This is a genomic window from Streptomyces griseochromogenes, assembly GCF_001542625.1.
GTDB lineage: Bacteria > Actinomycetota > Actinomycetes > Streptomycetales > Streptomycetaceae > Streptomyces > Streptomyces griseochromogenes.
Window position 1 is genome coordinate 7914069 of the sequence record NZ_CP016279.1, and the last position, 19453, is coordinate 7933521.

General features: G+C 72.0%; 21 protein-coding genes, 7 tRNA genes and 1 pseudogene. 10 read left to right on the forward strand and 19 right to left on the reverse strand.

Translation table 11 applies throughout. The features are described 5' to 3' along the window. Positions 1 to 64 precede the first annotated feature (64 nt). The 4 genes from AVL59_RS34140 to AVL59_RS34155 form a co-directional block, all read right to left on the reverse strand. On the reverse strand, positions 65 to 625 hold the full coding sequence (locus tag AVL59_RS34140) for an HIT family protein (RefSeq protein ID WP_067312499.1): 561 nt from the start codon (positions 623 to 625) through the stop codon (positions 65 to 67). A gap of 103 nt (positions 626 to 728) precedes the next feature. After that, complete coding sequence (gene thrS, locus AVL59_RS34145; RefSeq protein WP_067312501.1) at positions 729 to 2705, reverse strand: threonine--tRNA ligase; 1977 nt, start codon at positions 2703 to 2705, stop codon at positions 729 to 731. A 99-nt stretch (positions 2706 to 2804) separates the two neighbouring features. Then, positions 2805 to 4037, reverse strand: coding sequence for a hypothetical protein (locus tag AVL59_RS34150; RefSeq protein WP_067312503.1), 1233 nt, complete (start codon positions 4035 to 4037; stop codon positions 2805 to 2807). After that, positions 4034 to 4600, reverse strand: a complete 567-nt coding sequence (locus AVL59_RS34155; RefSeq protein WP_067312505.1) for a DUF4365 domain-containing protein — start codon at positions 4598 to 4600, stop codon at positions 4034 to 4036. Before AVL59_RS34155 ends, AVL59_RS34150 begins: the two co-directional genes overlap by 4 nt. 168 nt (positions 4601 to 4768) lie before the next feature. Between AVL59_RS34155 and AVL59_RS34160 the strand changes: the two genes are divergently transcribed. After that, positions 4769 to 5494: a 3'-5' exonuclease gene (locus tag AVL59_RS34160; protein ID WP_067312506.1), complete on the forward strand. Its 726-nt coding sequence runs from the start codon at positions 4769 to 4771 to the stop codon at positions 5492 to 5494. 39 nt (positions 5495 to 5533) lie between these two features. On the opposite strand, the gene AVL59_RS34165 is transcribed toward AVL59_RS34160, so the two are convergent. The 6 genes and pseudogenes from AVL59_RS34165 to AVL59_RS34195 all read right to left on the reverse strand — a co-directional run bounded on the left by AVL59_RS34165 (position 5534) and on the right by AVL59_RS34195 (position 8906). Further along, positions 5534 to 5605: transfer RNA gene (locus AVL59_RS34165), tRNA-Val, on the reverse strand. Positions 5606 to 5644: 39 nt separating this feature from the next. After that, a complete protein-coding gene (locus AVL59_RS34170; protein ID WP_067312508.1) occupies positions 5645 to 6091 on the reverse strand; it encodes an SRPBCC family protein in 447 nt (148 codons plus the stop codon). 226 nt (positions 6092 to 6317) lie between these two features. Further along, positions 6318 to 6818 (reverse strand): annotated as a pseudogene (locus AVL59_RS49775) (ABC transporter substrate-binding protein); the annotation flags it as partial. A gap of 21 nt (positions 6819 to 6839) precedes the next feature. Next, entirely contained in the window at positions 6840 to 7820 is a 981-nt protein-coding gene (locus AVL59_RS34185) for an alpha/beta fold hydrolase (protein WP_067312514.1), read from the reverse strand. A 477-nt stretch (positions 7821 to 8297) separates the two neighbouring features. Continuing rightward, a tRNA-Val gene (locus AVL59_RS34190) sits at positions 8298 to 8369 on the reverse strand. Between the two features lie 84 nt (positions 8370 to 8453). Continuing rightward, the gene (locus tag AVL59_RS34195; protein ID WP_067312516.1) at positions 8454 to 8906 is read right to left on the reverse strand and encodes a TIGR02611 family protein; all 453 of its coding nucleotides are present in this window, start codon (positions 8904 to 8906) and stop codon (positions 8454 to 8456) included. Between the two features lie 191 nt (positions 8907 to 9097). Between AVL59_RS34195 and AVL59_RS34200 the strand changes: the two genes are divergently transcribed. Both AVL59_RS34200 and AVL59_RS34205 read left to right on the forward strand, forming a co-directional pair. After that, a complete protein-coding gene (locus AVL59_RS34200; RefSeq protein WP_004002642.1) occupies positions 9098 to 9511 on the forward strand; it encodes an SsgA family sporulation/cell division regulator in 414 nt (137 codons plus the stop codon). A 289-nt stretch (positions 9512 to 9800) separates the two neighbouring features. Further along, the gene (locus tag AVL59_RS34205; protein ID WP_067312518.1) at positions 9801 to 10361 is read left to right on the forward strand and encodes a CGNR zinc finger domain-containing protein; all 561 of its coding nucleotides are present in this window, start codon (positions 9801 to 9803) and stop codon (positions 10359 to 10361) included. Positions 10362 to 10430: 69 nt separating this feature from the next. Here the strand turns inward: AVL59_RS34205 and AVL59_RS53340 are convergent, their stop codons facing one another. Both AVL59_RS53340 and AVL59_RS34210 read right to left on the reverse strand, forming a co-directional pair. After that, positions 10431 to 10583, reverse strand: coding sequence for a hypothetical protein (locus AVL59_RS53340; protein WP_165289388.1), 153 nt, complete (start codon positions 10581 to 10583; stop codon positions 10431 to 10433). A gap of 121 nt (positions 10584 to 10704) precedes the next feature. Continuing rightward, positions 10705 to 11148 carry a hypothetical protein gene (locus tag AVL59_RS34210; RefSeq protein WP_067312519.1) on the reverse strand — a complete coding sequence of 148 codons (444 nt, stop codon included), beginning with the start codon at positions 11146 to 11148 and terminating at the stop codon, positions 10705 to 10707. Positions 11149 to 11385: 237 nt separating this feature from the next. On the opposite strand from AVL59_RS34210, the gene AVL59_RS34215 reads away from it, so the two are divergent. After that, entirely contained in the window at positions 11386 to 11910 is a 525-nt protein-coding gene (locus AVL59_RS34215; protein WP_067312521.1) for a DsbA family protein, read from the forward strand. Positions 11911 to 11917: 7 nt separating this feature from the next. Here the strand turns inward: AVL59_RS34215 and AVL59_RS34220 are convergent, their stop codons facing one another. Genes AVL59_RS34220 through AVL59_RS34230 form a run of 3 tightly spaced genes read right to left on the reverse strand, consistent with a single transcriptional unit; the run spans position 11918 to position 14706 of the window. After that, positions 11918 to 12745 carry a GNAT family N-acetyltransferase gene (locus AVL59_RS34220; RefSeq protein ID WP_067312523.1) on the reverse strand — a complete coding sequence of 276 codons (828 nt, stop codon included), beginning with the start codon at positions 12743 to 12745 and terminating at the stop codon, positions 11918 to 11920. A gap of 54 nt (positions 12746 to 12799) precedes the next feature. Beyond that, a complete protein-coding gene (locus tag AVL59_RS34225; RefSeq protein WP_067312525.1) occupies positions 12800 to 13621 on the reverse strand; it encodes an aminotransferase class IV in 822 nt (273 codons plus the stop codon). Beyond that, positions 13618 to 14706, reverse strand: a complete 1089-nt coding sequence (locus AVL59_RS34230) for a chorismate-binding protein (RefSeq protein ID WP_067312527.1) — start codon at positions 14704 to 14706, stop codon at positions 13618 to 13620. The genes AVL59_RS34225 and AVL59_RS34230 overlap by 4 nt, the downstream gene beginning before the upstream one ends. Before the next feature lie 177 nt (positions 14707 to 14883). On the opposite strand from AVL59_RS34230, the gene AVL59_RS34235 reads away from it, so the two are divergent. The 5 genes from AVL59_RS34235 (at position 14884) to AVL59_RS34255 (ending at position 15366) form a co-directional block, all read left to right on the forward strand. Beyond that, a tRNA-Gly gene (locus tag AVL59_RS34235) sits at positions 14884 to 14956 on the forward strand. A 38-nt stretch (positions 14957 to 14994) separates the two neighbouring features. Next, positions 14995 to 15068, forward strand: a tRNA-Cys gene (locus tag AVL59_RS34240). A gap of 1 nt (position 15069) precedes the next feature. Beyond that, positions 15070 to 15141: transfer RNA gene (locus tag AVL59_RS34245), tRNA-Val, on the forward strand. 47 nt (positions 15142 to 15188) lie between these two features. Further along, positions 15189 to 15260: transfer RNA gene (locus AVL59_RS34250), tRNA-Val, on the forward strand. 34 nt (positions 15261 to 15294) lie between these two features. Continuing rightward, positions 15295 to 15366: transfer RNA gene (locus AVL59_RS34255), tRNA-Val, on the forward strand. A 52-nt stretch (positions 15367 to 15418) separates the two neighbouring features. On the opposite strand, the gene AVL59_RS34260 is transcribed toward AVL59_RS34255, so the two are convergent. The 4 genes from AVL59_RS34260 to AVL59_RS53345 form a co-directional block, all read right to left on the reverse strand. After that, the gene (locus tag AVL59_RS34260; RefSeq protein WP_079147150.1) at positions 15419 to 15721 is read right to left on the reverse strand and encodes a TFIIB-type zinc ribbon-containing protein; all 303 of its coding nucleotides are present in this window, start codon (positions 15719 to 15721) and stop codon (positions 15419 to 15421) included. An 80-nt stretch (positions 15722 to 15801) separates the two neighbouring features. Further along, positions 15802 to 16755 (reverse strand): phosphotransferase family protein, encoded by a 954-nt coding sequence (locus AVL59_RS34265; protein WP_067312530.1) that lies wholly within the window; start codon positions 16753 to 16755, stop codon positions 15802 to 15804. Further along, complete coding sequence (locus AVL59_RS34270; protein ID WP_067312532.1) at positions 16752 to 17057, reverse strand: hypothetical protein; 306 nt, start codon at positions 17055 to 17057, stop codon at positions 16752 to 16754. The genes AVL59_RS34265 and AVL59_RS34270 overlap by 4 nt, the downstream gene beginning before the upstream one ends. 200 nt (positions 17058 to 17257) lie before the next feature. Continuing rightward, on the reverse strand, positions 17258 to 17434 hold the full coding sequence (locus tag AVL59_RS53345; protein WP_099053168.1) for a hypothetical protein: 177 nt from the start codon (positions 17432 to 17434) through the stop codon (positions 17258 to 17260). A 626-nt stretch (positions 17435 to 18060) separates the two neighbouring features. Here AVL59_RS53345 and AVL59_RS34275 point away from each other — a divergent pair. After that, positions 18061 to 19452, forward strand: coding sequence for a serine/threonine-protein kinase (locus AVL59_RS34275; protein ID WP_067312534.1), 1392 nt, complete (start codon positions 18061 to 18063; stop codon positions 19450 to 19452). Position 19453 lies beyond the last annotated feature (1 nt).

Genomic DNA, 19453 nt, shown 5'->3' on the forward strand with positions numbered 1-19453 from the left:
CGGCCTGAACGGCCTCGTCCTCAGCCGTCGGACGGGCTGGTGCCTGCCGACCGGGACGGGAGAGTCAGCTCGCGGGCCACGCCTCGGCCAGCATCTTTCTCGTGTCGGCCAGCAGTTGCGGCAGCACCTTCGTGTGGCCGACCACGGGCATGAAGTTCGTGTCGCCGCCCCAGCGCGGGACGATGTGCTGGTGCAGATGGGCCGCGATGCCGGCGCCGGCCACCGTGCCCTGGTTCATGCCGATGTTGAAGCCGTGCGCGCCGGAGGCGGTGCGCAGGGCGGTCATCGCCTGCTTGGTCAGCTCGGCGAGCTCGGCGGTCTCCGGCCCGGTCAGATCGGTGTAGTCGGCCACGTGCCGGTAGGGCACGGTCATCAGATGGCCGCCGTTGTAGGGGTAGAGGTTGAGCACGGCGTAGACGTGCTCGCCGCGGCGGACTATCAGGCCGTCCTCGTCGGACTTGGCCGGGATCGAGCAGAAGGGGCAGCCGTCGTCGGCTCCCGGGCCGCTCGGCTTGTTCTCGCCCTGGATGTAGGCCATCCGGTGGGGTGTCCACAGGCGCTGGAACGCGTCCTGCGTCCCCACTCCGATCTGCTGCTCCGGCTCACTCGTCATGCAATGCAGCATATGGCTTCGCCCGTTCGTGGCGTGTCGCAGGGGCGAGGCGCGCAACGGCAGGGCCCCCGGCGACGCGATGCGCCGGGGGCCCTGAGCCGGGACGTCACGGACGTCAGACCTGGGTCCGGTCCTCCACGACCTTCGCGATCTTCGCGATGGCCTCGTCGAACGGGATGCCGTTCTCCTGGGAGCCGTCGCGGTAGCGGAAGGACACCGAGCCGTTCGACATGTCCTCGTCGCCCGCGATGACCATGAAGGGCACCTTCTGCTTCTGGGCGTTGCGGATCTTCTTCTGCATGCGGTCCGAGGAGGAGTCGACCTCGACGCGCAGGCCCTTCCTCCTGGCCGCCGCGGCGAACTTCTCCAGGTACTCGACGTGCGCGTCACCGATCGGGATGCCGACCGCCTGGACGGGGGCGAGCCACGCCGGGAAGGCGCCCGCGTAGTGCTCCAGGAGCACCGCGAAGAAGCGCTCGATCGAGCCGAACAGGGCGCGGTGGATCATCACCGGGCGCTGCTTCGAGCCGTCGGGGCCGGTGTACTCCAGATCGAAGCGCTCGGGCAGGTTGAAGTCGAGCTGGATGGTCGACATCTGCCAGGTGCGGCCGATCGCGTCCTTGGCCTGGACGGAGATCTTCGGGCCGTAGAAGGCGGCGCCGCCCGGGTCGGGCACGAGGGGCAGGCCCTGCTTCTCGGCGACCTGGCGCAGCGTCTCGGTCGCCTCCTCCCAGACCTCGTCGGAGCCGACGAACTTCTCCGGGTCCTTGGTGGACAGCTCCAGGTAGAAGTCGGTCAGGCCGTAGTCGCGCAGCAGGCCGAGGACGAAGGTGAGCGTCTTGTCCAGCTCCTCGGACATCTGCTCACGGGTGCAGTAGATGTGCGCGTCGTCCTGGGTGAAGCCGCGGGCGCGGGTCAGGCCGTGCACGACGCCGGACTTCTCGTACCGGTACACGGTGCCGAACTCGAACAGGCGCAGCGGCAGTTCACGGTAGGAGCGGCCGCGCGCGTCGAAGATCAGGTTGTGCATCGGGCAGTTCATGGGCTTGAGGTAGTAGTCCACGCCCTCGTCGAGCTGCATGGGCGGGTACATGCCCTCGGCGTACCAGTCCAGGTGGCCCGAGGTCTCGAAGAGCTTCCCCTTGGTCGCGTGCGGGGTGTAGACGAACTCGTAGCCCTCTTCCTCGTGCCGGCGGCGCGAGTAGTCCTCCATCACACGGCGGACGATGCCGCCCTTGGGGTGGAAGACGGCGAGGCCGGAGCCGATCTGCTCGGGGATCGAGAAGAGGTCCAGCTCGTTGCCGAGCTTGCGGTGGTCGCGCTTCTCGGCCTCGGCGAGGAAGTCCAGGTACCCCTTCAGCTCGTCCTTGGACGGCCAGGCGGTGCCGTAGATGCGCTGGAGCATCGGGTTCTTCTCGCTGCCGCGCCAGTAGGCGGCCGCGTTGCGCATCAGCTTGAACGCGGGGATCAGACGGGTCGAGGGCAGGTGGGGACCACGGCACAGGTCCTTCCAGCACAGGTCGCCGGTCTTGGCGTCCAGGTTGTCGTAGATCGTCAGCTCGCCGGCGCCGACCTCGACGTCCGCGCCGTCGTCGGAGGAGGCGGAGCCCTTGAGGCCGATCAGCTCCAGCTTGTACGGCTCGGCGGCCAGCTCCTCACGGGCGGCCTCGTCGGTGACGACGCGGCGGGCGAACTTCTGCCCCCGCTTCTGGATCTCCTGCATCTTCTTCTCGATGGCCTTGAGATCCTCGGGCGTGAACGGCTTCTCGACGTCGAAGTCGTAGTAGAAGCCGTCCTTGACCGGAGGGCCGATGCCCAGCTTGGCCTCGGGGAACAGCTCCTGCACGGCCTGCGCCAGGACGTGCGCGGTGGAGTGGCGCAGGATGTTCAGACCGTCCTCGGAGGAGATCTCGACGCCCTCGACGGTCTCGCCGTCCCCGACCTCGTAGGTGAGGTCCTTCAGCTCGCCCCCGACACGCGCGGCGATGATCGAGCGCTCGCCGGCGAAGAGCTCGGCGGCCGTAGTGCCCGTCGTCACCACGCGTTCTTCCCGCTCGGAATCGCGTTGGATGATCACACGGACGTCTGACACCGGTCTCTCCTGACTGAAGGTGGGGTGCGGCGCCATACCAGGAGCGCGCGCACCAAGGATCGTACCGACCCGACACCGCCGACCGCTAAACGGTCACCCTCAGTCCTCGCCCCCGTACGCCTCCCCGCACGCCTCCTCGAAGAAGTCGAGATTCTCCTGGAGCGACTTCATCAGCCGGTCCCGCTCGGCGTCGTCCACCTGCACGGGTACGACCCCGGAGGCGCCGGTGAGCCTGCGGAAGCCGCCCCGGCGCTCCAGCCGGCCGTGCACCCGCACCGGGAGTCCGACGAGATGGGCGTGGCCGGCGATGCGGTAGTCCTCCTCGTCCAGGGTGACGCGGACGTGCGGGACCTCGGCGCCGGCGAGGACGCGCAGCCGTACGGCGCCCTCGCCGCCGGGTCCGGAGCGGCGCATGCGGACGACGGCGCCGGTGATCCGGACCGGCACGGAGGGCTCCTCCTGCAGATAGCGGGCGCCGGCCGCGCGCAGCGCGGGCAGGTCGCCGGGCGAGAACTCGACGGGTTCGGCCGCGGCGGCGCAGCCTTCGGGGACACCGGCCCCGGGTGCCCAGGCGACGGCGATGCGCGCGCCCTCGGTGCCGCTGACGAACGTGATCAGCGCGTCGGTGAGCTCACGGCTGACGCCGGCCTCGACGGCGCCGTCGAAGGCGTCCATGCCGCCGGTGGCCCGCTCGTAGTCGATGGCCTCGCGGGCCGCGCACAGGGCCTGGTGCAGGCGGACGGCGAGCGGCCTGCCGGTGGGCACGGGTGCGAAGGCGGTCAGCCGGCGGCCCTCGGCGGCCGGGCCGACGAGGACGTGCTCCAGCAGGGCGGCGGCGGAGCGCCGGTGCCGGGCGCCGTGGTAACCGGCCCGCGCGCGTGTGGCGAGGGCGGCCGCGAGGAGCATCTGCCGGGCGGCGGTGCGCAGTCGCTCCTCGACGATCCAGGGCGCGGCGCCCACCGGCCCGCTCGGGGTGTCGCGCCACCAGCGGATCTCGTCGCTGGGTACGGCGAGGGAGATCAGCACCTCGCGCGCGGAGGGCGTGTCGCTGCGGGCGAGGGCGTCGAGGGCCTCGCCGAGCAGGTCGTCGCTGTCGGGGAAGGCCCGGCTCTCGGGCACCAGCAGGCTGGTCCCGCCGCCGCCCGGTCCCGGCGGGGTCCAGCGGCCGTAGCGTCCGGCCGCGCCGCCGCGCCGCTGCCAGCCGTGCCGGCCCAGCAGGGCGCCCAGTACGGCGGGGTCGACCTCGGCGGGGTCGGGGGGACGGTTCCAGCCGAGGTCGTCGGGGTGCGGCCGGACCTGCCGGGCCGGACCGTCGTACGGACGGATTCTCATGGCCTGCCTCCGGTCCCGACCCGCGTCATGATCTCGCACAGCGCCCGGTCGTCGAAGATGCGCGAGGTCGGTATCCGCACGGTGGTCCGGTGCCGGCCGGTGACCGGATGACCGGCCAGGTTGACCCAGTAGCAGCAGTGCCTGAGGTCGAGCCGGTCGTGGCTGGCGCGCAGCCAGTCGTCCTGGGAGCGCGGGACGAGCATGACGACGAGGATCTTGTGCACCGAGACGGGTGTGCGGGCGAGCTTGCGCAGGTGGTCGTTGTCGAGCGTGAAGGAGAAGAAGCGGCCCGGGGGGTTCGGCGGGACCTGGTAGGTGCATTTCAGCTGCACCTTGATGGTGACTTCGTCGTCGACCGTGTGTCCGGGCGCGCTGTGGCTGACGTGCCAGTCGATGCCGTTGTCCGGAAAGGGCTGGGACAGCGAGCATCCCGCCGCGGCGGCGACCGCGTGCAGATATCCGACCTGCAGTGTCTCCATGCAGGCGGTGGTGGCGAGCGTTCCGCGAAGGGGGCCCGTGCGTTCGGGCAGCAGCCCGCCCCGCTCGGGCTGCGCTATGGCCATGACCAACAGCCTTCCAAGCCAAGAGTTTCCCCGTGCCGGGCCGCTGAACTGCAAAGACCCGTACTCCTGTTGTCTCCGCCCGGCGTACGGCGCAAACGGCCCGGGTATCACCAAACGGGCAGAAGACGGAACGTCATCTGCTGTGGGTGAACGAGGAGTTGGGTTCTCATGACGACCTGGTACGAGGGGCCGCTGGCCGCCTTCGACACGGAGACGACGGGCGTGGACGTCGAGACCGACCGGATCGTGTCGGCCGCCGTCGTCGTCCAGGACGCGCCGGGTACCCGGCCCCGGATCATCCGGTGGCTGGTGAACCCCGGCGTGCCGGTGCCGGAGGCCGCGACGGCGGTGCACGGACTGACCGACGAACATCTTCAGCACAACGGCCGCTGGCCGTCGCCGGTGGTGTACGAGATAGCCGAACAGCTGGCGGAGCACGCGGCGATGGGGCGCCCGCTGGTGGTGATGAACGCCCCGTTCGATCTGACGCTCCTGGACCGGGAGTTGCGCCGGCACCGGGCCTCCTCGCTCGACCGCTGGTTCGAGTCGGTGCCGCTGCGGGTGCTGGATCCCCGGGTGCTGGACAAGCACCTGGACCGCTACCGCAAGGGCCGGCGGACCCTGACCGATCTGTGCGCGCACTACGGCGTGGCGCTGGAGGGCGCGCATGACGCGGCCGCGGACGCGCTGGCCGCGCTGGACGTCGTACGGGCCCTGGGCCGCCGTTTCGCGTCCCGTCTGGAGCGCCTGTCCGCCGCCGATCTGCACACGCTCCAGGCCGCCTGGCATGCGGCGCAGGCCCGTGGCCTGCAGGCGTGGTTCGCGCGCAGTGGCTCGGAGGAGACGGTGAGCACGGACTGGCCGCTGCGGCCGGAGCTGCCGGCGGCGGCATGAAGAAGGCCGGTCCGCCTGTGGCGGACCGGCCTTTCCCGGTGGGCGATACTGGGTTCGAACCAGTGACCTCTTCGGTGTGAACGAAGCGCTCTCCCACTGAGCTAATCGCCCGGGAACGCACTGAACAATACAGGTCCCCACGGTGTTACTTCAAACCGTTTCGAGGTGCCGCAGCAGTCCGCGCCGCCCGGCGGCCATCATCAGCCGGTGGTTGGCGCGAAAGAGCGGCCGTCCCGGTACGGCCAGCCGCCGCAGCAGGGGTTTGCCGACGTCGACGACCTGGTCGAAGCGGGCCAGCGTGCCCGCTCCGCCGGCCGTCACCGTCCAGCGGGCCCAGCCGTCGATGTCTCCGGACAGGGCGACCTCCAGGATGCCCGCGGCCGGGTCGTGGCGCGTCGTACGGGCGGTGAAGCTCATCTCGTACGGCAGGACGGAGCGGATGGTGAGGACGCCGGTGGTGTCGTCGAGCCGGGTCACCGCCCGTACCTGCGGCCACCAGCGGGGATAGTCCTCGGGCCGCTCCAGCACCGCGTACACGGTGGCCGGCGGGGCGGGCAGGGACCACAGGCTGCGGAAGCGGTAGCGGGACCAGTCCATGGGGAGAGTCTGCCCCGGCGCGCCGGCGGATCTGAGTACGCGTACTCATGCGTCGCGCCATGACACGGACCACACTCGGGGGGCGAGCGCCGCCGCCCGTGCGACGGCGCTCCCCTTCCGCCGCCCAGGCGGGCACGCTGTCGCCGAGCAGGGCCAGGTTCTCGATGGCCGCGAGGCCGTACAGCGCGGCGCCGTTGGCCGACACCCAGCTCGCCTCGCTCCCCTGGACCATCTTGCCGACGACCGGTGCCATGGTGTTGGAGCCGACGGGAATTCCGAGCGGTTTTCCGTCGGGCTCGCCGACCTCCGTGACCCCGCCCCGGAAGTGATCCAGGATCAGATCACCTGCCTGCAGCTGCGACTGGAGGTCGAGAGGAATTCCTCTCTTGTCGTACTTCCGCAGGAACCCGACGGCATTCTGGAACACGTCCGGGGGATTTCCGCCGGCGGCCTGGATCCGGAACTTCTCCCAGAACGATTGGTACGTCTGGAAGTCGGTCTTGACCTTGATCTTCGGGTACTTCTTCTCGAAGAGGCGGATCGTCCGGTTGATCTCTTTCACCCGCTTCTCGGCACCCCACCACGAGTAACGGATCGTCACCGTCCCGTCCCCCGAGCCGCCGTCGCCGCAGCACCCGGTCGTCGCGGCGAGCCCGAGCGCGGCCGACTGGGCCCCGGCCGCCTTCAGGGTCGTACGCCTCTCGAGATTGTGCCGGCGATCACGCAGGTGACAGGAGCCGGGTCCGCGTCACGCCGGGAGGGAGGCGAGCCAGTCGGTCAGGAGCCGGTTGGTCCGAGCGGGGCGCTCCTGCTGGACGAAGTGGCCGCAGTCGTCGAGGACGTGCGATCCGGCGAGGCCCGGCAGCGTGGCCGCGAACGCCTCGATCGCGTCGGCCAGCCAGGTGAGGGAGGCGTCGCGCGCGCCGCCGATGAACAGCGACGGCTGGGTGAGCGGGGCACCCTCGAAACGGGCCAGATCCTCCCAGTCCCGGTCCATGTTCCGGTAGCGGTTCAGGGCCCCGGTCAGGCCCGTGCGCTCGAACTCTCCGGCGAGGACGTCGAGGTCATGCTCGCTCAGCCAGTCCGGCAGCCGGCCGGCCGGGAAGCGTTCGCGCAGCGTCCCGCCCCGGGCGACGAAGTGCGGGCTCGGGGAGCCGGGTGCGGGCATGGTGTCGGCGGACAGGGCCGCGTAGAAGCCCGCGAGCCAGCCGCGCACATCGGGCTCGATCTCCGCCTCGGCCCGGCCCGGCCGCTGGAAGTAGGACACGTAGAACTCCTCCTCCGCGCCCATCCGCGCGAAGACCTCGCTGGGCCTCGGACCACCGGGCGGGGTGTACGGCACCCCCAGCAGCCCCACCGCGCGGAACACGTCCGGCCTGGTCAGAGCCGAAGCGGCGGCGATGGTCGCGCCCCAGTCGTGCCCGACGACCACCGCGGACCGCTCCCCCAGGGCGTCCACCACGGCGACGTTGTCCGCCACCAGGTCGAGCATCCGGTAGGCGTCCACCGCATCCGGCTTCGAGGAGCGGCCGTAGCCGCGGACGTCCACGGCCACCGCCCGGTACCCGGCGGCGGCCAGGGCCGGCAGCTGGTGACGCCAGGCGTACCAGGACTCCGGGAATCCGTGGACGAGCAGCACCAGCGGCCCGCTCCCCTGCTCGACCAGGTGCACTCGGCCGGCCGGTGCGGGCACCAGACGGTGGGTCGGGACGGCGGGTGTCGGCGGCATGGGTCCTCCTGGGGCTCTGGCCTACGCGGGCGGGGGCAGGCTGGGCGCGCGGAACGGTCACGGAAGTGTGGGGGCGGGGTCCGCGGGTCCCGGCAGTTCCCGAGTCGGCGAACGGGACCGGCCGCGGCGCTCGCGCCCGTTGCGCTCCCGGCAACGTCGATCATGGAGCGGACGGTGCGGCTCCCGCACGGTTTGTTGCCGATCCGGCAACACGCAGACGGAGGAGGAACCGGTCCGTCGGCGCCGGGGGGCGGAGGGTGGAGGCGCGCCGGAGGACCGGAGGGACGAGGAGCGCCGGCGGAAGAACGGCACCCGGGGGCTCGGGCGGCGCCTCGCGGTGACAGAACGTGCCCGGCGATGCCACGGGTGCGGCCCGGGACACACGACCGGCTGATGCGTCGGCACATGTGACGCATCTCGCACGTGCACGTACGACGACGGCCCATCCGCTGATCGCGGATGGGCCGTCGTTCCGGGTGGGCGATACTGGGTTCGAACCAGTGACCTCTTCGGTGTGAACGAAGCGCTCTCCCACTGAGCTAATCGCCCGGGCGCAGGAAGAACATTACCCCATGTCAGGGGGTGCCTCCGACCAGGGGGCGAGTTGGCGTGCGCCCTTGTCCCGCGGACCTGTCACTGATCGTTGATCTTCCACGGCATCACGATGCCGAACTTCCACAGGTAGGTCCCGACCAGCGTCCCCACGATCACCAGGCCGACCGCCGTCAGGGTGATGTTCCGGCGCCGCACCCTGGGATCGAGGGCCCGCTGGGCCGCCTCGGTGACCTTGCGTTTGGTCCAGCGCAGCACGAGCTGGGCCCAGACGAACTCGGTCGCCCAGATCGCCATGCCCGCGAAGATCACGACCCAGCCCGGGCCGGGCAACGGCAGCATGATCACGCCCGCGACGACGACTGCGAGGCCTACCACGAAGACCCCGACCTGCCAGCTCAGATGCAGGGCGCGGCGAGCCTTGACGAATTCCGGCGCACGGGAACCGAGCCCCTGCTCGGACCGCTTCGCGCCCGTCTTCGCATCGTCCGCCGTCACGGCGACCTCACCCTGGTCGTCACTCCCCGTATTCATACAGTCAAACCCTACCCGAGTGAATCAGGTCACCGGAATGGCCGTAGATCTTGGACAAGTTCTCGGCCGGAAGAGTTACGTAAACACACGCAAAACCCTCAGAGGGGTTTACAACGGCACCGTAGGTGGCATGTCGATTTCGCCGACGTGCGAATCCCCGAGCGCACACTGAGCGAAAGGCCCTGGCGCTTATGAACACCACGGTCAGCTGCGAGCTGCACCTGCGCCTCGTTGTGTCGAGCGAGTCCTCCCTGCCTGTCCCCGCAGGCCTGCGGTACGACACGGCCGACCCCTACGCCGTGCACGCCACCTTCCACACCGGAGCCGAGGAGACCGTCGAGTGGGTGTTCGCCCGCGACCTCCTCGCCGAGGGGCTTCACCGGCCCACCGGAACCGGCGACGTCCGCGTCTGGCCATCCCGCAGTCATGGCCAGGGCGTCGTGTGCATCGCCCTCAGCTCCCCGGAGGGGGAGGCCCTGCTCGAGGCCCCGGCGCGGGCCCTGGAGTCCTTCCTGAAGCGAACCGACGCCGCCGTGCCACCCGGTACGGAACACCGGCACTTCGATCTGGATCAGGAGCTCTCGCACATCCTGGCGGAGAGCTAGGCCGCCACTCGAAGCCGCCCGGCGCCGTCCACTCGGGGAGACGGCTCGGGCCAAGACAACCGCATACGGCACAGACCGGCGCCGTCACCGTGAGTGTTCACGGGGCGGCGTCGGCCCGTGCCTGCCCGCCAACCGCCCGTAAGGGTTTCGGGGCCGCCCTGGACACGGGGTCGTGCCACCGGCGATCGTCGTCGGTGGGGCGGGAACCCGGTGCGGCGGGCGCGGTTGTCGCTACCATCGGCCAGCATCGGCGGGCACCCGCCCGACCCCCCAGGCCAGGGAGCGAAACGTGCTGATCACCCACGACACCCGGTGCGCCCTCGACACCGTGGTGGATCTGGTGAACACCGTGCCGGAGGACAACGCGGCGGCGGACGGACTGCCGGACATCGCGGCCCTCGCCGATTTCGTGCGAAACCACAAAATCAGCGATGTCGGAGTGCTGTCTGAGTTCGATCTGTCGGCGGTGCGCAAGGTCCGCGGCCGGTTCGCGGGGATCTTCGCGGCCCCGGACGCCCGGTCGGCGGCGGGGATGATCAACGAGCTGGTCGCGGCGGCCGGCACCACGCCGCGCCTGACGGACCACGACGGCTACGACTGGCATGTGCACTACTTCGCCCCCGGCGCCTCCGTGGCCGACCACCTCGCCGCCGACTGCGGCATGGCGCTCGCCTTCTTCGTGGTGGCCGGGGAACAGGAGCGGCTCAGGCGCTGCGAGGCACCGGACTGCCGACGCGCCTTCGTGGATCTTTCCCGCAACCGCTCGCGCCGCTACTGCGACAGCCGCACCTGCGGAAACCGGCTGCATGTGGCCGCCTACCGGGCGCGCCGCAAGGAGGCGGCGGGCTGATCGGCGGGCGCGTGCCCGGGCGGGCGACGCCGGCCCCGGCGGGTGGCGCCGGGGACGGGCGTGTACGGCTCACAGCAACAGCAGATCGTGCAGCGCAGCCATGAGGAGCAGACACCCGATCACCGCCAGGAAGATCATCAGCGGTGGCTGGGAAAGGGCGAAGAGGCATCCGCGCGGCTCGTCCTTCGGCGGCGCGGCCTCGCTCTGTCTCGTGTCCAGCATCTCGCGGTGATGATGGCCCAGGACATGCCCCGTTGGCGATCAACACACCCACCGAGTGCGGTAGTTCACCGTTTTCCCCACCGGCCCGTTCGACTTGCTTCCGCTTGTGAACGGTTTCAGGTCATATGCCGTGCTTCTTGAGGATGGCCTCGATGTCGCTGAAGTCCTCGCCGGAGCCGGCGCGCGGGGCGGCCGCGGGCCGCGCGGCAGGGGGCGACCCGGCGCCGAGCGAGGGTGCCGAGGCGGTCGGGGCCACCGCGGCGCCGCTCTGACCGCCACGGGCCGCTTTGCGCTCGGCGCGCGTGCCGCCGCGCCGCCGTTCGATGGCGCGCGTGCCCGCGAACAGCAGCCAGGCACCGCCCAGCACCCCGAAGCCCGCCCAGGCCGTGGGACTGAACGCGGTGTCGGCGAGCCAGCCGACGACACCGGTCATCACCAGGCCGACCGGCACGAGGGAGTACGCCGCGATGCGCGCGGCGGCGAGGAAACGCTTGCGGTAGGCGGTGACCACCGCGATACCCAGGCCCGCCGCGGACACGGCGGAGCAGACGGTCTCGGCAATCATCCGGTCCTCCAGGCGGGCTCGGGCGGTCGAACGGAGCAGGGCGCGCGGGCAGAGCGCGCCGTGTCCCTTCCATCCTGCCCCTCCCGGTCCTCGCGATGCCACGCTCCGGCCCGAGATCAGGGAGATCTCCGGGTCTCCTCCTCCTGAGGTGCCGGTCCCCCGGATCTGCCCCCACCAGGGGCCGTGGCCGTACGGCTCCGATTGGGGCGCTCGCGCCCGGCCTGGAAGACTGGGCCCATGAGCGACTCCTCCCCCGCCCGCGCCGAAACCCTGGTCCTCGACGTCTGGTGCGAACTCCAGTGCCCCGACTGCCGCAGCACCCTGGACGACCTCCGTGCCCTGCGCGACCGCTACGGCGACCGGCTGGACGTGCGGCTGCGGCACTTCCCGCTGGAGAAGCACAAGCACGCCTTCGCCGCCGCACAGGCCGCCGAGGAGGCTCTGGAGCAGGGCAAGGGCTGGCCGTACGTGGAGGCGGTGCTGGGCCGGGTCGAGGAGCTGGACCGTGAGGGGGAACCCTTCCTGGTCGAGGTCGCCCGTGAACTCGGCCTGGACGCCGAGGAGTTCGACACTGCGCTGATCGACGGCCGGCACATCCTGATCGTCGACGCGGACCAGGCCGAGGGCAAGGCGATCGGCGTGACCGGCACGCCGACCTATGTCATCGGCGGCGAGCGCCTCGACGGCGGCAAGAGCCAGGAGGGGCTGCGCGAGCGCATCGAGGAGATCGCGGACCGGCTGCTGGCCGGGGACGAGGCCTGACCGGCCGCTACAGGAGGTCCTTGTACAGGCTGTACCGCGCCGTCTCGTAGCCGAGCGACTCGTACAGCCGCTCGGCCGGGGTGTTGCCGGCGAACACGTTGAGGCCGAGGAGGCGGCGGCCGGCGGCGATCGCCTGCGCCTCCGCCAGGAGCATGAGCGTGCGGCCGTGACCTCGTCCGCGGTGGGCACCCTCGGCCTCGACGTCGAAGACGTAGGCCCGGTCGTCCTGCAGGGCCAACCACAGCGTGCCCACCCGCACGCCCTCGTGCTCGACCACGCTGAACATCATGTTCTCGGTGGCGAGCCCGTGCGGCAGAAGGGTCTCGTGGTCGTGGCGCGCCTTGGCGTACGCCTCGGCCTCGGGCACGCCCCGCTCGGTCCAGAGGCGTGCGTAGGCCTCCGACTCGTGCGCGAGCCACGCCCCGAACTCCGCCTCGGTCATGGGGCGCGCCAGGCTGCCGGCGGGCAGCTCGGGCGGGACGTCGCCGAGCCGCTTGCACATGCGGCGGCTGCGGTGGGCGTAGCCGAGCGCCTCGAAGAGCCGCAGCGCGGACTCGGCGCCCGCGGGGACGTCCGTCTCGATCTGCCGGCACCCCCAGCCCCGCGCCACCTCCTCGGCGGCGAGCGCGGCCACCGTGCCGCGGCCGCGGCGGCGGTCCGGCTCGTCGATGCGCAGGTCCAGGATCTCGGCCAGGGCGGCTCCGCCGAAGGCGGGCACGGTGCCGAGGTGTATGGAGCCGACAGGACGGCTGTTCACGCACACCTGGTAGCGGCGTGAACGCGTCCCGTCGGCCGTGCGCTGAAGCGGCTCGGACGGCCGCAGGGTCGTCGTCATCACCGGTGTTCTACCCGCTCCGGAGCCCCGGGGCAGCAGAATTTTCCGTGTCTGTCAGGGGTCCAGGTCCTCGCCGGACCGCTCGTCGAAGATCCGCATCGCCTTCGCGGTCACCGGGCCCGGGGTACCGGGCAGCTCCCGGTCGTCGACCCGGTGCACGGCCTGCACGTCGCGCAGGGTCGAGGTGAGGAAGACCTCCTCGGCCCGCTCCAGCACGTCCAGCGGCAGGTCGGTCTCCTTGGCGCCGGTCCACTCGACGGCCAGGGCGCGGGTGATGCCGGGGAGGCAGCCGGAGGCGACCGGCGGGGTGTGGATCTCGCCGTCCAGGACGACGAAGACGTTCGACCCGGTGCCCTCGCAGAGCTGTCCGACCGTGTTGCCGAACAGCGCCTCGGAGGCGCCGTGTTGGTGGGCGCGGGCGAGGGCGACGACGTTCTCGGCGTACGAGGTGGTCTTCAGGCCGGTGAGCGCGCCCCGCTCGTTGCGGGTCCAGGGCACGGTGATCACGGCGGTGGTGTCGGGGCGGCGTGTGGTCCCGCCGAGTGCGACCACCAGGGTCGGGCCGTGGTCGCCGCGGTCGGAGCCGAGGGGGCCGTGGCCGCCGGTGTAGGTGATCCGCAGCCGGCCCAGCGGCATCGGGTTGGCCTCCAGGACGGCCGCGCAGGCCCGGCGGACCTCGTCGTGGTCGGGGTCGGGCAGGCCGAGGCCCCGGGCCGAGCGGGTCAGCCGGTCCAGGTGGCGGGTGAGCGCGAAGGGCCGGCCGTCGACGGCCTTCACCGTCTCGAAGATGCCGTCGCCGACGGTCAGCCCGTGGTCGAAGACGGAGACGCGGGCGGACTCGACGTCCTGCAGCGCGCCGTCCAGCCAGATCTTCATGTGAGAGCCCCTTCGTCGGGTGCGGCGCCGCCCGCCCCGCCTTCCTCGTACGCCCCCGACGCTACCGCGAGCAGCCGGGACGCCTTCAGTTCGGTCTCCCGCCACTCCCCCTCGGGATCGGATCCCCAGGTGATGCCGGCGCCGGTGCCGAAGCGCAGTGCCGCCGTGCCCTCGCTGGACCGGTCGATCCAGAAGGTGCGGATGCCCACGGCCAGCTCGCCCACGCCCCGGTCGGCGTCGACCCAGCCGATGCCGCCGCAGTACGGCCCGCGCGGCGCGGTCTCCAGGGCCTCGATGATCCTCAGGGCACTCGACTTGGGGGCGCCGGTGACCGAGCCGGGCGGGAAGGCGGCGGTGAGCAGGTCGGACCAGCCGGTGCCGTCGCGCAGCTCGCCGCGGACCGTGGACACCAGATGGACCAGGCCGGGGTGCTTCTCCACGGCGCACAGATCGGGGACGGTCACGCTGCCGGTGGCGCAGACCCGCCCGACGTCGTTGCGGACCAGGTCCACGATCATCACGTTCTCGGCGTAGTCCTTCTCCAGGAGGTCCGCCTCGGTGCGGCCGGTGCCCTTGATGGGGCCGGACTCGACGGTCCGGCCGTCCCGGCGCAGGAAGAGTTCGGGCGAGGCGGTGGCGATCTCCACGCCGTGCTCCGGCAGGCGGATCGTGCCCGCGTACGGCGCCGGGTTGCCGCGGGCCAGCACGGCGGTCAGGGCGTCCACGTCGGCGTCCGCGGCGACGGGCGCGCTGAGCACCCGGCAGAGGTTGGCCTGGTAGACCTCGCCGGCCGCGATGTGCTCGCGTATTCGGCCCACGGCCGCCGTGTACGCGGCGCGGTCCAGGGAGGTGGTCCACTCCTGCGCCGCCGGGCCGTGCCAGCGGCCCGGCACCGGGGCGGGCACCCGCTCCTCGCGTACGTCCGCGAAGCGGGCGCAGGTCAGCCTGCCCTCGAAGTCCGCGCAGACGGCCCAGAAGCCGGCGGAGTCCAGGGCGGCGGGATCGCTGGTGACGTCGAGGAGGCCCGTGGCGAGACGATCGCCGAAGCGGGCCAGGGGAGGGAGCCGAGACGGGAGGTGAAGCACGTGGTCGAGTCTAGGGCGGGTGTCCGAAAGGTGACCCGTGCATGTCCCCTCGGGGGCCTGACCACGTCCTCCATCGGGTGCAACGCAGCACGCTGCGCAAACGCGTTTTTGTGCTGGCCCGGGAATCCGCTAGAGTTCAACACGTCGCCGGGACGCGGAAGCGGACCGAAACGACAGGCGGACGTAGCTCAGTTGGTAGAGCGCAACCTTGCCAAGGTTGAGGTCGCGAGTTCGAGCCTCGTCGTCCGCTCGAAGGAAGAAGGGGTCTTCCCGATCCCCTACACTCCTGGTGGAGTGGCCGAGAGGCGAGGCAACGGCCTGCAAAGCCGTCTACACGGGTTCAAATCCCGTCTCCACCTCCAAGGACGATTAGCTCAGCGGGAGAGCGCTTCCCTGACACGGAAGAGGTCACTGGTTCAATCCCAGTATCGTCCACTGGATCTTCTCGCAAGATCCACGGGGCTTCTCGAAGATCCCCACCCGCGCGATTAGCTCAGCGGGAGAGCGCTTCCCTGACACGGAAGAGGTCACTGGTTCAATCCCAGTATCGCGCACGCACAGCCTGTGACCTTCGGGTCGCAGTCCCGAGGACGATTAGCTCAGCGGGAGAGCGCTTCCCTGACACGGAAGAGGTCACTGGTTCAATCCCAGTATCGTCCACGCGTTCCGGAGCCCCCGGCCGTCTCGTACGGTCGGGGGCTTCTTCGCGTGCTCAGCTTGAGAAGAGCATGTGGGCCCAGCTCTTGTGGTGCTGGCCATGGTGACCGTGGTGGCCGTGGCCGCCGTGGTGGCCGCCGTGCGGGGCGCCCCAGGCGGGAGCGGGCGGCGCCGGGTACGCCTGCGGAGCGACGGGCGGCGCCGGCGGGACGGGCTTGGACCACTGGGCCTCCAGCTGGGTCAGCGCCTCCAGCTCGCCGTAGTCGAGGAAGATGCCGCGACAGCCGCTGCACTGCTCGATCTGGACGCCGTTGCGGTTGTAGGTGTGCATGGGCGCATGGCACTTCGGACACTGCATGCTCGGCTCAACTCCTCGCCGGTAGGTCCTGCTTCGTGTTTCCCCAGGACAGACTCCGTGCGGTCCCGGTCGGTTGCACCCTAACCCGGGAATTCCCGCGTCAACTGATGGGGTACCGGAGTCATTCGGGCACAGGCGTCCACCAGGGCCTGCTCCACCTCGTCCAGCGGGCGGTCCGCCGCGAGCGCCTTGGTGAGCGCGCGGGCCGCGGTCTGCGCGGTGACAGCGCGGGCGGGGACGTCCAGCGCGGGCCAGGGATCACCGTCGGCCGGTACCGCGGGGCCGCCGGCCAGGCGGTAGGCGGTCAGGAAACGGGTCCACTCCCCGGGCGGCAGGAGCCCGCAGGCGTACCAGGCGGCGGGGCGGGCCAGGTCCCAGGCCGGGACGCCCGTGCCGAGGTCGTCCACGTCGATCAGCCGCCAGGGCCCGTCCGGCGCCGGGTGGCGGACGAGCTGGCCGAGGTGCAGGTCGCCGTGGCAGAGGGCCGGGGTACCGGGCATCGGTGCCTCGGCGCGGGCCCAGGCGGGCAGGGCGCGCCAGGCCCGCAGGACCGGGTCCGCGGCCGGATGGGACGTGGCGCCCAGGGCCGTACGCAGCCGGGTGAGGGCGTGGGCCGCCTTGGCGGGGCCGCGCATCGGGGGCAGCGGGCCGGGCGGGGCCGTGCGGTGCAGCCGGGCGAGCAGTGTGGCGGCGGCTTCCCAGGGGGCGGCGTCCGGTTCGTCCGGGTCCACGGGGGCGCCGTACGGCCAGAAGGTCACCAGGCGGTCGTGCAGGGGGGCCGGGGCGAGGGTGAGCGGCGGCAGAAGGACGTCGGGGAGACGGGCCGCCACGGCAAGGCGGTGGGCCAGCCCCGCGGGGTCGGTGCCCGGGGCGTGGGCCTTCGCGACGGTGTCGGCGTGCCGGACCACGGTGGCGTCGGAGCGGTCGGCGAGGGGCGCGGTGCCGCAGGAGCAGGAGGCCGGGCCGGTGCCGGGGTGGGCGGTGGCCCTGGCTCTTGCGGTCAGGGCCGTGAGGACCTCGGACGGCGCGCTCATGCGGACACCTCGGACGGCGCGCAGTGGCACGGGTGACCGCTCGGCTGTGATTCCGGCTCGGACGGGTCTTCGCCCCTGATCGCGGGCCACGGACGGTTCTCGATCCGGGATCGGTGGGCGCTCTCGGCCCACAGCCGGTCGAAGCCGCCCGTGCAGGGGTCGTGGTCGAGCGGCGGCGGGCTCGTGCGCGGGTGGCACGCGCGGGAGTGGCGGCGGCGCCGGTACCCACCGAGGACGGTGGCGCGCCGGACCGCCTCGGCGCCGGACGAGGCCGAGCCGGTGTCCGTGCGTTCGCCGGTCATCGGTTTCCCCCTGATCAGTACGGGCCGGTCGTCGAGGCCAGCATCGCACCCGCCACCGACAACGCCCCGCAAACGGCGCAATGCCGGCGCAGCTCCCCAGCTGCGCCGGCATTCGTGCCGTCCGCCGCACCCCCGTCCCCACGGGGTTTCATGGATGGATGTCCCCGCCCGGACCGCTCTTCCGGGCCTGGGGTCGCCGCTCAGCGCCCCAGCATCGCACCCACGGACGACGCTTGTGTGGCCACCGTCTCCCAGCCGTCGAAGACGAGCAGGAGCAGGGCCGCCAGAGGAAGGGCCATGAGCGTCGCCACCACGGGGTGGCGACGGCCCGTACGGCGGGGGCGGAACGCTGTGCGCCGCGGTGCCGTGTGGGCCATGGTCCCTCTCCTGACCGTTTCGGTTGTCGTTGGCAGCGGCGGGTGTCTGACCTCGGGGGACGAGTGCTGCACCCGCCGCTTGACCTCAAATCTAGGCGCGCGGCGCCCGGCGGACGTCATGCCTTCGTACCGAATCGCGGGCCTCCCGGAGGATGAGGCCATGACCTGGGGAGTACTCCCCTGGGTGGAGACGCGGCCCCGGGTGTAGGGGTCTTCCCGGAGGGGGCGCCCGCCGTGTCCCTCATGTCGGACAGCGGGGTCGCGCCGCGTCCCGGGCACCCGACGGGGCTCGGCGAGTGACATCGATCACTTCGACCGGGCCCGGGTGGCGTGCCACGGCCACCCGGCGGCAGGCCCCGGCCGCCGGGCACTCGGCCGTACGTGGCACCCTCCGGACGGTGCCGGGGCTCCGCGCAGGACCATCGGGCCCCGGTCCAACCTCCGTGTCCTGGTGGCGCGTTGGAATCACGCGAGCCCCAAGGGCACCGCAGGGACCGGCTTCCTGACCACGTTTCACCTCGTGCTTCCGGCCCGCACAATCCATCCGCCCGAGAGGGCGCGGCCTCTGCGCGCAGGCGGCTGTGGAAACGTAAGCTGTGCCACGTCACAGGGACCGGGCAGCGGGGATGAACATGGCGATGATGCGCCTGAGGCGCGAGGACCCGCGCGTCGTCGGCTCGTTCAGGCTTCACCGACGGCTCGGCGCGGGCGGGATGGGAGTGGTCTACCTCGGCTCCGACAAGAAGGGGCAGCGGGTCGCGCTGAAGGTGATCCGCCCCGATCTGGCGGAGGATCAGGAATTCCGGTCGCGGTTCGCCCGCGAGGTCTCGGCCGCCCGGCGCATCAAGGGCGGATGCACCGCCCGGCTGGTGGCGGCGGACCTGGAGGCCGAGCGGCCCTGGTTCGCCACGCAGTACGTGCCGGGTCCCTCGCTGCACGACAAGGTCGCCGACGAGGGAGCGCTGAGCGCGGCCGAGACGGCGGCCGTCGGCGCGGCCCTGTCCGAGGGGCTCGTCGCCGTGCACGAGGCAGGTGTCGTCCACCGGGACCTCAAGCCGTCCAACATCCTGCTGTCCCCCAAGGGGCCGCGGATCATCGACTTCGGTATCGCCTGGGCCACCGGTGCCTCCACGCTCACCCACGTCGGCACGGCGGTCGGCTCCCCCGGCTTCCTCGCCCCGGAGCAGGTCCGCGGCGCGGCCGTCACGCCCGCCACGGACGTCTTCTCCCTCGGCGCGACCCTGGCCTATGCCTCGACCGGTGACTCGCCCTTCGGACACGGCAGTTCCGAGGTGATGCTGTACCGGGTGGTGCACGAGGAGCCGCAGCTGTACGGCGTGCCGGACGCCCTCGCCCCGCTCGTGCGGGCCTGCCTGGCCAAGGACCCCGACGACCGCCCGAGCACCCTCCAGCTGTCACTGCGGCTCAAGGAGATCGCCGCGCGCGAGGCACAGGGTCTGGCCGACGTACGGCCGCCCGCACCGCGCGCCGCCGAGGCCGACCGGCCCACCGGCCGGCTCGCGGACACCTACTCCGAGCAGCACCGTACCCAGCGGCGGACCTCCCCCGGCACCCCCGTGCCGCGCCCCGGCGTGTCCGCCCGGGGCGGCGCCCCCTCGCGGGGCACCGGCTCCTCGCGCACCGGGGGCGTCGCCTCCCGGCCGGGCTCGGCCCGCCCGACGCCGGTCCCGCGCGACGGCGGCGCGCGCCCGGGCGGCGGGAACCGCCCCCTCGCGCGGGGCGGCGGCGGGCGTCCGGCGCCGCAGGCGACCAGGACCAAGCGGCGGCCGGCCAATCCCCGGCTGCTGCGTCAGCGGCTGTTCGTCTTCGTGGTGGTGACGCTGCTGGTCGCGCTCGGCATCGCGGTGGCACAGGGCTGTCAGGGTCCGGCGCGCGGGCTGGGCGACGACGGCCCGGGGCAGGAGCACGTACAGCCGGGCTTCACACCGCTGGACGAGGGCAAGCTGATGTCACAGCGGTACGACTCGGCCTTCCACTCGTCCGACTCCGGGAACTGAC